Below are 10,246 nucleotides of genomic sequence, written 5' to 3'. Positions count from 1 at the left end.
TGATGTCCAGTTTTGAAAGTGCAAACTTTCAAAAAAACAGTGTGGTGGCGATGGCGAGAAGGATACACCTGTTCCCATGCCGAACACAGAAGTTAAGCTTCTCTACGCCGAGAGTAGTTGGTGGGTAGCTGCCTGCGAGGGTAGGAAGTCGCCACGCTGTTATGGAGGATTAGCTCAGTTGGGAGAGCGTCTGCCTTACAAGCAGAGGGTCACAGGTTCGAGCCCTGTATCCTCCATGGATCGAAGATCCAACATTCCCAACTGATCCGGTTGAGTCCAATGCCGACTTAGCTCAGTTGGTAGAGCATCTGTCTTGTAAACAGGGGGTCGAAGGTTCGAATCCTTTAGTCGGCAGTGTTACGCGGAAGTAGTTCAGTGGTAGAACATCACCTTGCCATGGTGGGGGTCGCGAGTTCGAATCTCGTCTTCCGCTTCGCTGAGCGATCAGCGTTGCAACAAATTGAATATGCACCCATAGCGCAATTGGATAGAGTGTCTGACTACGAATCAGAAGGTTGTAGGTTCGACTCCTACTGGGTGCATCATCGGGAAATAGCTCAGCTTGGTAGAGCACCTGGTTTGGGACCAGGGGGTCGCAGGTTCGAATCCTGTTTTCCCGATTGAACAATTTTGTTCATGAAATATCGCGGTGTAGCTCAGCTGGCTAGAGCGTCCGGTTCATACCCGGGAGGTCGAGGGTTCGATCCCCCCCGCCGCGATTGCTTGGACCTTTAGCTCAGTTGGTTAGAGCAGACGGCTCATAACCGTCCGGTCGTAGGTTCGAGCCCTACAAGGTCCATCGGTCGCAGCTGATGGACTGGGAAATTTCTCAATCTTAATATTAATTATCGCGGGATGGAGCAGTCTGGTAGCTCGTCGGGCTCATAACCCGAAGGTCGTTGGTTCAAATCCAGCTCCCGCAATTGGTTCCATGGTCTAGTTGGTTAGGACGCCTGCCTGTCACGCAGGAGATCACGAGTTCGAGTCTCGTTGGAACCGGTTTCGGCTCGGTAGCTCAGTTGGTAGAGCAATGGATTGAAGCTCCATGTGTCGGCAGTTCGATTCTGTCCCGCGCCATTACCCGATACCATTTGCGGGTGTAGTTTAGTGGTAAAACCACAGCCTTCCAAGCTGTTGTCGCGAGTTCGATTCTCGTCACCCGCTGGAATCTTGTTTTGGGCCTATAGCTCAGCTGGTTAGAGCGCACGCCTGATAAGCGTGAGGTCGATGGTTCAAGTCCATTTAGGCCCATTAACTGAATAATAATCATGGAGAAGTACTCAAGTGGCTGAAGAGGCGCCCCTGCTAAGGGTGTAGGTCGGGAAACTGGCGCGAGGGTTCAAATCCCTCCTTCTCCGTTGTTATATGATGGCCCGTTGGTCAAGTGGTTAAGACACCGCCCTTTCACGGCGGTAACATGGGTTCAAATCCCGTACGGGTCAGTGTGATATTACCACATGGAGAATTACCCAAGTGGCTGAAGGGAACGGTCTTGAAAACCGTCAGGTGGGCGAATACCCACGCGAGGGTTCGAATCCCTCATTCTCCTTTTTAAAATTATCGCGGGATGGAGCAGTCTGGTAGCTCGTCGGGCTCATAACCCGAAGGTCGTTGGTTCAAATCCAGCTCCCGCAATTACAATTGAATAATATGTTGGTTCCATGGTCTAGTTGGTTAGGACGCCTGCCTGTCACGCAGGAGATCACGAGTTCGAGTCTCGTTGGAACCGTTAATGGCTCGGTAGCTCAGTTGGTAGAGCAATGGATTGAAGCTCCATGTGTCGGCGGTTCGATTCCGTCCCGCGCCATTTCTGGAGGATTAGCGAAGAGGCTAAACGCGACGGACTGTAAATCCGTTCCTTCGGGTTCCTAGGTTCGAATCCTAGATCCTCCATTTATAGGGATATAGTTTAAAGGTAGAACTACGGTCTCCAAAACCGTCAGTGTGGGTTCAATTCCTACTATCCCTGCTTTTTAAGATTTATGGCGGTATTGGTGAAGTGGTTAACACACCGGTTTGTGGCACCGGCACACGTGGGTTCGATCCCCACATACCGCCCTTCATTGGGGTATAGCCAAGCGGTAAGGCAACGGACTTTGACTCCGTCATGCGCTGGTTCGAATCCAGCTACCCCAATTGCTCACTAGAGCATAACAAAAATATACATCCTGGCGGTGTAGCCAAGTGGTAAGGCAAAGGTCTGCAAAACCTCTATGCGTCGGTTCAAATCCGATCACCGCCTTCGCTTGCGAAACCACTCAAAAGCGTGTATAATATAGTTCATGTCATGCCGGCGTGGCGGAATTGGCAGACGCGCCAGACTCAAAATCTGGTTCCAGCAATGGAGTATCGGTTCGACCCCGATCGCCGGTAGAAGTTTCATCCGGGATTGCACGACATGAATACATACAAAAGACTCCTCGTGAGTCTTTTTTTGTGCCTCCAATCCTATTCAAAAAGCCCAGGCGCAATGCCTGAGCTTGATGGTCTTATTGGATGTCTTGTTGCAGTTGCTGCGTTAAGCGACTAAGTGCGCTACCATCATTGGCAGTGGCTTTAACGGCTTGATATACCCCTGCATAATCGCCTGATGCTAGCTTTTCGCGGATCGGCGTTAACGCCGCGTTGCTGTAGATCGCTTGAGACACTGCGGTGGCGGCGGTTTTCGGCAAGCCGTTTTGCTCGAGCATGGCAGTGGCGGTGCTTTGATCTTTGGCAGCTTTCATCAAGGTACTCATTTTGGTATTGGTGATGGTTGCCGTGGCGGTGTCGATTACGGCATCAGTGGCGGCATCTCCGTTTTTTTGCGCGTTGAGTTGTGACACTAAAGCCGACTTCACCGCTTTATCAGCAACAGTATCATTGCCGCCTGAGGCATCACGCATGGTATTGTTGAGCTGAGGGAAAAAGATCACGCCTAAGCCACAAATGGCCACTAAGATCAGTAACGTGATGAAGATCCGGCGGCCCCAGTGCTTTTTGCGTGGTTTTTGGCGCCTGCGTTGCATGGGATCACTTCCTTTGGGGACATTATGCCATGAATTGTTGAAGGTTGTGTGATAGTGGTGTGACTTTATGGATTTGTTAAAATCACAAATTGGGACTTCAGTAGGATTAGTCAGCCGCCAAAAACTGGTACAATGTTGTGCAGTGAGTAACTTTGCGCCTGCCAGCTAGTAGGCTATACTATACTTAACAAACTGTGCCATTTGGAGGACGCCTGATGAATATCGGTATTTTTACAGATACATATTTTCCGCAAGTCTCAGGCGTTTCAACGTCGATCAAAACGTTAAAAGACGACTTGGAACGCAAGGGGCATACCGTGTACATTTTCACGACTTCAGATCCGCATGTTCCCGAAGAAGCAGTTGAGCCCAATTTGTTTCGCTTTACTAGCGTGCCGTTTGTTTCCTTTACGGATCGGCGCATTGCTGTGCGCGGTTTGTTTCATGCTTACGCAGTGGCCAAAGAATTGAAACTCGACATCGTCCACACGCAAACTGAATTTTCCATGGGCTACATTGGCAAATTTGTGGCGCGGCAATTGAAGATCCCAGTGGTGCATACCTATCACACCATGTATGAAGACTATTTGCATTATGTGATGAACGGCCACTTGTTGCGGCCTTATCATGTGCGGCAGTTTATGCGGGCTTATTTGTATCATGTGGCTGGCGTTGTGTGCCCGAGTGAACGCACAGCCGCGTCGCTTGAAAGCTATGGCGTGACCACACCTAAAGTGATCATTCCCACTGGTGTGGACTTGACCCAATTTGCTGCGGCGAAAAATCCGCATTTGCGCGAAGAATTAGGCTTAGCTGATGTGCCGGTATTGCTGTCGCTGAGTCGCGTCGCTTATGAAAAACGCATCGACCGCGTGGTTGGCGCGATGCCTGCCATTTTGGCGCAACAACCGGATACAGTATTGCTAGTCGTCGGTGATGGCCCGGCAAAAGCTGATTTGGAAACGCAAGCTGAGAATTTAGGGATCAAAGACCATGTGCGCTTTGTCGGGGAAGTCGATCATGACGATATCGCCGATTATTATCGCGCCGCTGATGTGTTTGTATCAGCCAGTGACTCTGAATCTCAAGGATTGACCTACATTGAAGCGTTGGCAGCGGGGCGCAAAGTGGTGGCGTATGCAGCTGAGTACACCCAAAGCTTGCTGGATGACCCGGCGATCGGCACCACATTTACTACCGATGCCGAAATGGTGTCGCAATGTTTGCAGTATCTCAAGCATCCACAAGCTTTTGATGATCCCAAACCGCGTGAAAGTAAATTGCAGGCGATTTCTGCTGATCAATTCGGCGATGCGGTGCTGGCGTTTTATCAAAAAGCACTGGCCGCAGAAAATGCTGACGACCAAGCCGATGGACCACAAGAAGCGAAGGGGTAACCATGATCGACATCCACATGTTCAGTTCCGCAGATAAAGTCGCCGGCCAAGGGGTAGGGGCGGTGTATACCGAGTTATTGGATCTGCTGAAACAATATTTACCCAATGAGTTCCACATTGCGATCAATGACTACTCGCCTAGTGTGATCAGCCATTACCATACCATCGATCCGGCGTTTTTTGCGTCAACGTTTTCCAAAAAACGTGGCCGCAAAATCGGCTATGTGCACTTTTTACCAGATACTTTAGATCAATCGCTGACCTTGCCAAAACCAGCGCGTTGGACGTTGGACAAGTATGTGGTGGCTTTTTATAAGCGCATGGATATGTTGGTGGTAGTCAATCCCAACTTCATTCCGCGCTTGGCCGCTTATGGCATCGATCCCAAGAAAGTCACTTATATCCCAAACTTTGTGTCACGGCAAACGTTCTACCCAGAAACGCCGGCGAACAAGGCGATTTTACGGACTAAATATGGCATTAAGCCAGATGATTTTGTGGTGTTTGGTGCTGGGCAGGTGCAAGATCGCAAAGGTGTTGATGATTTCATTGCCTTGGCCAAACGCAATCCGGATATGCGCTTTATTTGGGCTGGGGGCTTTTCATTTGGGATGATCACCAATGGGTATGATCACTTGAAGTCCGCCGTGGCCAATGCGCCGGAGAATCTGACGTTTACTGGGATCGTGCCGCGCGAAGAAATGGTCGACTACTATAATATCGCCGATTGTTTCTTACTGCCGTCATTTGAAGAGCTGTTTCCCATGGCAGTGCTGGAGGCTTTTTCCACGCAAACGCCAGTGATGGTGCGCGCTTTGTCGCTGTATGATACGATCATCGCCCCTTATGCGATGATGGCGCCTGATGTGCAAGCCATGAACCAAATGTTGCGGCAACTGCGGCAAAGCCCGCAAATGCAACATGAGTATACGCAAAAAGCAAAAGCGGCGGCGCAAGAATATTCTCAAGCCCGCTTGGCCCGCGTTTGGGAGCGGTTCTACCGCGAGCAAGCGGCAATGGTGTAAATCAATGAGTCGAAAAAATCGTTGGGCTGTGTTGATCATGGTCGCCATTGGGTTGGCCATTTTTGCTTGGGAAATGAAAGACCTGAACTTCCATCAAGTGTGGCACACCTTAAATCACATGCAGGTGCAGTGGTTGGTGGTGGCGTTGGTGGTGATGATCGGCTCATGGGTCGTGGAAAGCTTCGTCGTTAAAGTGTTCGTGGAACATGCTGGCGAGCACTTAAGCTTTCAAGCTGCGTTTCGCGTACCTTTAGTGGAGCAATTGTTCAACAACATCACCCCATTTGCTTCAGGTGGGCAACCAGCCCAGCTGATGGCATTGATGCAAGCTGGGGTGGAAGGCGGACGCGCCAGTTCCGTGTTATTGATGAAGTTTATCGTGTACCAGTTTATGGTGTTGATCAATTTCATTTTGACCATTGTGATCGGCTTTAACCGCGTGGCCACGCATTTTGGCGCGTTAGCTTGGTTGATCGTGTTTGGCCTCGTGATCCATGTGGTGGTGATCATCGGGTTGCTGCTGGTGATGTATCAATACCGCTTCACCAAGCGCTTGGTCCGCGGCGTGGTGTGGTTATTGGGCCGCTTTGTCGGCGAAGTCAAAATGCAGCGCTGGCAAACCAACATGGATGCCAAGATCGATACCTTTTATGCCGAAAGCCTGCACTTGAAACAAGAAAAAAAGAAAGTCTTAAAAGCTGCTGGATTAACGCTGGTGCAACTGTTGATGTATTACTCGGTGCCGTATTTTGTGTTGTTGAGTTTTGGCTTGGGCAAAGTCGACTTGGTGACGGTGATGGTGTCGCATGTGATGATCGTCATGATCGTGTCGCTGTTTCCGATCCCAGGTGGGACTGGTGGGGCGGAGTTGTCGTTTAAGACCTTATTTGCCAGCTTCGTGGCGACACCTTCACAATTGGTATTGGCCATGTTGTTGTGGCGCTTATTGACCTATTATTTAGGGATGGTGCTTGGCATTGGGGCATTGGCAGTGCCGGCAAAGCACATGAAAGCACTTGAAAACGCTAAAAAAATTTGATTTTCATAGTCACAGCAGGCCATTTTATGGTACGCTATCACAGAAGTACAGGAAGGGGGCCGTTGGTATGAAGAGCTCACAGTTAGTTGCGATCATCAAACGCTTAGAAGCGATGCAAGAAGCAACCGATGGCGAAGTGCAATCACGGCGTTTCGAAAAAGACGGTGTCGAAAAAGGTCTCGTCGAATATGACCCAAAGACTGAAACCTATACCCTAGAAGAAATGGATCATCACCAAAAGTTTGACTTCGATGACATCGATCTTACGGCGATGGAAATTTATGACTTACTGGGTGACTAGTAGCCATCAAAAAAGCCCGCTTCGGCGAGGCCTTTTTTTATGCCGTTAAACTTCCCGATCGGTTTAACATTCAGTTAAAACCGCGCTTAAATGTGGCGATAAATTGTGTTTTACCTGGTGAATGTGTAGACTAACGGGTGTGATATAATGTTTTAATATTGACAATTTCTAATCTGTGGAGGATCACGATGAAACATATCGGCAGCAAAATTCGAGGCTTTTTTGATTCGAGGCTCGGATTTTTTGTCCTCGCCATTGCATTGTTTTGGGCGAAAACCTACTGGGCATATCAAAATAAATTCAACCTTGGCGTCAAAGGCAGCATGCAAGACTTGCTATTGGCGCTTAATCCGATCCCCACGACTTTGTTGTTATTTGGGATCGCCTTGTATATGCGCGGGCGCAAGTCGTATGTGGTGATGTTGATCATCGATGCGTTAACGTCGATTTGGCTGTTTGCCAATGTCTTGTATTATCGCGAATTCTCCGACTTTTTGACGTTTGCCTTGATCAAAGGCTCAGGCGCGGTATCCAATAACTTGTCCAAAGGCGTTTTTGGCATCATGCGCGGCAGTGATTGGTTCGTGTTCTTAGATCTGGCGATTTTGATCATTTTACTGGCGACGCATTTGATCCACATGGACTTGCGCCCGATCAAAAAACGCTTTGCCATTGGCGTGTCACTGCTGGCGATCTTGTTATTTGGCGCGAATTTAAGCATGGCGTATTCCGATCGTTCCGGTTTGTTGACGCGCACCTTTGATAACAATTACATCGTTAAGTACTTGGGGTTAAATGCGTATACGGTGGTTGACGGCGTTAAAACGGCGCGTACCAGTGCCACCAAAGCCAATGCCAAAGCCTCAGATATCGATTCGGTTTTAAACTACTTAAAGAAAAACAAAGTGGCGCCTAACGTCCAATATACCGGCGTCGCTAAAGGCAAGAACGTTTTTGTCATTCATTTGGAGTCCTTCCAGCAGTTTTTGATCGATTTTAAGTGGGATGGCCAAGAAGTCACACCAAACCTCAACAAGCTTTACCATGAATCCGACACCTTGAGTTTTGATAATTTCTTCAACCAAGTCGGTCAAGGCAAAACAGCTGACGCGGAGATGATGCTGGAAAACTCTTTGTTTGGGTTACCAGAAGGCTCCGCCATGGTTTCTGACGGGACGTCCAACACGTTTCAAGCGGCGCCGGCGATCATGGATCAAAATGGCTACACCACTGCGGCTGCCCATGGGGATGTGCCAAGCTTTTGGAACCGCGATAATGCCTATAAGTCATGGGGCTATGATTACTTCTTTACCAAAAGCTATTTCCAATCCGGCAAAAACTTTGATGTCGGCTATGGGTTAAAAGATAAGATCTTCATGAAAGACGCGGCGCAATATGTGGAACAATTGCCGCAGCCGTTTTATACCAAGTTGATCACAGTGACGAACCATTATCCTTATACCTTAGACAAACAAAACCAATCCATCACCAAAACCGATACTGGGGATGATACCGTCGACGGGTATGTGCAAACTGCCAAATACTTGGATCAATCCATCGGTGAGTTCATGACTTGGCTGAAGCAGTCTGGTTTGGACAAGTCCAGTATGGTGGTATTTTACGGGGATCATTACGGGATCTCTGGCAACCACAAAAAAGCCGTGGCCAAATTACTCGGCAAAAAGACCTTTAATGATTTTGACAATGCACAATTCCAGCGGGTGCCATTGATGATCCATATGGACGGCTTAAAAGGCGGCGTCAATCATACCTATGGTGGTGAAATCGATGTCTTGCCGACGTTGTTGAACTTACTTGGGATCAAAGCGGATAACTATGTGCAATTTGGCTCCGATCTGTTAAGCCCGCAACACTCGCAAACAGTCGCTTTCCGCAATGGTGATTTCGTGACGCCGCAATATACCAAAGTCGGCAGTACCTATTACAACACGACCACTGGCAAAGTGATCAAACAGTTGTCGACTGCTCAAAAAGCAGTGATCGATAAAGCCACGAACCAAGTCACAACTGAACTCAATTTGTCTGATCGGGTGTTGAATGAAGACTTATTGCGCTTCTACACCCCAAATGGCTTTATGAAAGTCAACAAGTCAGACTTTAGCTACAATAAGAAGAAAGCTTTGGCGCAACTGAAAAAAGACCAAAAGAAAGGTACTTCAGTTCTTGCCAAGAATAAAGGCGCCGTGGTGCCATATGTGACTGATGCACCAGAACTAGCGAAATCAGGTAGTAGCAGTTCAAGTAGTGCATCAAGTAGTAGTAAATAATCCTTAAATCGACAACTGATGACGCGAATTTCGCGTGATGAGTTGCCGTTTTTGTATGTGATGACAGTTGTCGTCAAAAAAGTTGTTTTCAGGCTAGTTTAGAGTTATTCTTATCTTGGAATGTCAAAGGCCTAAAATGAGGTAAAACTGATGCAAGCAACTGTATATGATCAAACCATCGCCAAATTAAAACAAGCTGGGATCCGCGTGACCCCGCAGCGTATCGCGATCATTCGATATTTGATCGCCAGCACCGCCCATCCAACGGCTGAAAAGATCCATGACGACTTAGCTGCTGATTTTCCCCATATGTCAGTGGCCACAGTGTATAACAATTTAGGGTTGTTGACGGATCTAGGATTAGTTGAAGAAATGAATGTGGCCGATACTGCCGTTCATTTTGACTTCCCATTACAGCCGCACTATCATGCGATTTGTACGAATTGTGGCAAAATCGTGGATTTTAGCGATCCACAACTGGCAAAAGTGCAAGCTCATGCAGCTGCTGTGACTGGATTTCAAGTGACGGCGCATCATTTGGAAGTTTATGGGTTATGTCCTGAGTGCCAGGCGAAGTTGGCACAACCGAATAAAGTCCAAGCTTAGCAAGCTGTTTTCTGAAATTATCCGAACGAGTCACGGGATCAAAACCGTCACTGTTCGGATAATTTTTTTGTCTCAAAAAAATGCGCCAAAACTGTTGACGCGCCTGATCGAGCTTGGTATGATATCAAAGTTGTCTTTTTGATAACACCGCCAGTTGATCCAGCAAGCGAAAATATTGCTTGACGAAAAGTCAGCTGTCTGGTATGATTTAAAAGTTGTCGCGAGGGCTTATGAAGCGCTTCACTGAAAAAATTCTTGAAACTTTTTCTTGACAACGAGCTGATGGTTATGATAAACTTATGAAGTTGATTGCAACTATCAACAAGGTAGTCCTTTGAAAACTGAACAAAGTTTCGTAAATGTGATAGGGCTTTTCTTAATTGAAAAGAATTAAACATGAGCGAAGTCAATTCGCTAGTAAATCTCGGATCTAAGATTTCGGTCTTAGTGAAGAGCAACAAACGAGCTATTCAAATAACTCATTATATGAGAGTTTGATCCTGGCTCAGGATGAACGCTGGCGGCGTGCCTAATACATGCAAGTCGAACGAGGTTTTGCTGCATGAAGTCTTCGGACTGATT

Annotated in this window: 7 protein-coding genes, 24 tRNA genes and 2 rRNA genes; 32 read left to right on the top strand and 1 reads right to left on the bottom strand. The window is 47.8% G+C overall.

Going from position 1 to position 10,246, the window contains the following annotated elements:
• The first annotated feature begins 40 nt into the window (after positions 1 to 40).
• The 25 genes from rrf to ACKTSG_RS12540 all read left to right on the top strand — a co-directional run bounded on the left by rrf (position 41) and on the right by ACKTSG_RS12540 (position 2,373).
• Positions 41 to 157: ribosomal RNA gene (rrf, locus tag ACKTSG_RS12660) — 5S ribosomal RNA — on the top strand.
• Between the two features lie 6 nt (positions 158 to 163).
• Positions 164 to 236: transfer RNA gene (locus ACKTSG_RS12655), tRNA-Val, on the top strand.
• A gap of 45 nt (positions 237 to 281) precedes the next feature.
• Positions 282 to 354, top strand: a tRNA-Thr gene (locus tag ACKTSG_RS12650).
• A gap of 7 nt (positions 355 to 361) precedes the next feature.
• A tRNA-Gly gene (locus ACKTSG_RS12645) sits at positions 362 to 433 on the top strand.
• Between the two features lie 35 nt (positions 434 to 468).
• Positions 469 to 542, top strand: a tRNA-Arg gene (locus ACKTSG_RS12640).
• Positions 543 to 546: 4 nt separating this feature from the next.
• A tRNA-Pro gene (locus ACKTSG_RS12635) sits at positions 547 to 620 on the top strand.
• A gap of 25 nt (positions 621 to 645) precedes the next feature.
• A tRNA-Met gene (locus ACKTSG_RS12630) sits at positions 646 to 719 on the top strand.
• A gap of 6 nt (positions 720 to 725) precedes the next feature.
• Positions 726 to 799: transfer RNA gene (locus tag ACKTSG_RS12625), tRNA-Ile, on the top strand.
• A gap of 50 nt (positions 800 to 849) precedes the next feature.
• Positions 850 to 923, top strand: a tRNA-Met gene (locus ACKTSG_RS12620).
• 2 nt (positions 924 to 925) lie between these two features.
• Positions 926 to 999: transfer RNA gene (locus ACKTSG_RS12615), tRNA-Asp, on the top strand.
• A 5-nt stretch (positions 1,000 to 1,004) separates the two neighbouring features.
• Positions 1,005 to 1,077: transfer RNA gene (locus ACKTSG_RS12610), tRNA-Phe, on the top strand.
• 16 nt (positions 1,078 to 1,093) lie between these two features.
• Positions 1,094 to 1,164 (top strand) — tRNA-Gly (locus ACKTSG_RS12605).
• 13 nt (positions 1,165 to 1,177) lie between these two features.
• A tRNA-Ile gene (locus ACKTSG_RS12600) sits at positions 1,178 to 1,251 on the top strand.
• 19 nt (positions 1,252 to 1,270) lie between these two features.
• A tRNA-Ser gene (locus tag ACKTSG_RS12595) sits at positions 1,271 to 1,358 on the top strand.
• A gap of 12 nt (positions 1,359 to 1,370) precedes the next feature.
• A tRNA-Glu gene (locus tag ACKTSG_RS12590) sits at positions 1,371 to 1,442 on the top strand.
• A 17-nt stretch (positions 1,443 to 1,459) separates the two neighbouring features.
• Positions 1,460 to 1,549, top strand: a tRNA-Ser gene (locus ACKTSG_RS12585).
• Between the two features lie 12 nt (positions 1,550 to 1,561).
• A tRNA-Met gene (locus tag ACKTSG_RS12580) sits at positions 1,562 to 1,635 on the top strand.
• Between the two features lie 20 nt (positions 1,636 to 1,655).
• Positions 1,656 to 1,729 (top strand) — tRNA-Asp (locus tag ACKTSG_RS12575).
• A 5-nt stretch (positions 1,730 to 1,734) separates the two neighbouring features.
• A tRNA-Phe gene (locus ACKTSG_RS12570) sits at positions 1,735 to 1,807 on the top strand.
• 5 nt (positions 1,808 to 1,812) lie between these two features.
• Positions 1,813 to 1,893, top strand: a tRNA-Tyr gene (locus tag ACKTSG_RS12565).
• Between the two features lie 5 nt (positions 1,894 to 1,898).
• A tRNA-Trp gene (locus ACKTSG_RS12560) sits at positions 1,899 to 1,969 on the top strand.
• A 16-nt stretch (positions 1,970 to 1,985) separates the two neighbouring features.
• A tRNA-His gene (locus ACKTSG_RS12555) sits at positions 1,986 to 2,058 on the top strand.
• Positions 2,059 to 2,064: 6 nt separating this feature from the next.
• A tRNA-Gln gene (locus tag ACKTSG_RS12550) sits at positions 2,065 to 2,136 on the top strand.
• A gap of 34 nt (positions 2,137 to 2,170) precedes the next feature.
• Positions 2,171 to 2,242: transfer RNA gene (locus tag ACKTSG_RS12545), tRNA-Cys, on the top strand.
• Positions 2,243 to 2,289: 47 nt separating this feature from the next.
• Positions 2,290 to 2,373: transfer RNA gene (locus ACKTSG_RS12540), tRNA-Leu, on the top strand.
• Positions 2,374 to 2,489: 116 nt separating this feature from the next.
• Here the strand turns inward: ACKTSG_RS12540 and ACKTSG_RS12535 are convergent.
• Entirely contained in the window at positions 2,490 to 3,008 is a 519-nt protein-coding gene (locus ACKTSG_RS12535) for a hypothetical protein (RefSeq protein ID WP_407895267.1), read from the bottom strand.
• Positions 3,009 to 3,223: 215 nt separating this feature from the next.
• Here ACKTSG_RS12535 and ACKTSG_RS12530 point away from each other — a divergent pair, with 215 nt between their 5' ends.
• From ACKTSG_RS12530 to ACKTSG_RS12500, 7 genes are all read left to right on the top strand, one after another.
• Positions 3,224 to 4,405, top strand: a complete 1,182-nt coding sequence (locus ACKTSG_RS12530; protein ID WP_407895265.1) for a glycosyltransferase family 4 protein — start codon at positions 3,224 to 3,226, stop codon at positions 4,403 to 4,405.
• A 2-nt stretch (positions 4,406 to 4,407) separates the two neighbouring features.
• On the top strand, positions 4,408 to 5,430 hold the full coding sequence (locus ACKTSG_RS12525) for a glycosyltransferase family 4 protein (protein WP_407895263.1): 1,023 nt from the start codon (positions 4,408 to 4,410) through the stop codon (positions 5,428 to 5,430).
• Positions 5,431 to 5,434: 4 nt separating this feature from the next.
• Positions 5,435 to 6,469, top strand: coding sequence for a lysylphosphatidylglycerol synthase transmembrane domain-containing protein (locus tag ACKTSG_RS12520; protein WP_407895261.1), 1,035 nt, complete (start codon positions 5,435 to 5,437; stop codon positions 6,467 to 6,469).
• A 67-nt stretch (positions 6,470 to 6,536) separates the two neighbouring features.
• On the top strand, positions 6,537 to 6,770 hold the full coding sequence (locus ACKTSG_RS12515) for a YkuJ family protein (RefSeq protein ID WP_054718529.1): 234 nt from the start codon (positions 6,537 to 6,539) through the stop codon (positions 6,768 to 6,770).
• 188 nt (positions 6,771 to 6,958) lie between these two features.
• Complete coding sequence (locus ACKTSG_RS12510; RefSeq protein WP_407895259.1) at positions 6,959 to 9,058, top strand: LTA synthase family protein; 2,100 nt, start codon at positions 6,959 to 6,961, stop codon at positions 9,056 to 9,058.
• Between the two features lie 150 nt (positions 9,059 to 9,208).
• The gene (locus ACKTSG_RS12505) at positions 9,209 to 9,664 is read left to right on the top strand and encodes a Fur family transcriptional regulator (protein WP_407895257.1); all 456 of its coding nucleotides are present in this window, start codon (positions 9,209 to 9,211) and stop codon (positions 9,662 to 9,664) included.
• A gap of 482 nt (positions 9,665 to 10,146) precedes the next feature.
• Positions 10,147 to 10,246, top strand: a 16S ribosomal RNA gene (locus ACKTSG_RS12500); the annotation flags it as partial.

The organism is Lacticaseibacillus salsurae, assembly GCF_045862175.1.
Classification (GTDB): domain Bacteria; phylum Bacillota; class Bacilli; order Lactobacillales; family Lactobacillaceae; genus Lacticaseibacillus; species Lacticaseibacillus salsurae.
This window is presented reverse-complemented; position numbering and strand designations above follow the sequence as displayed.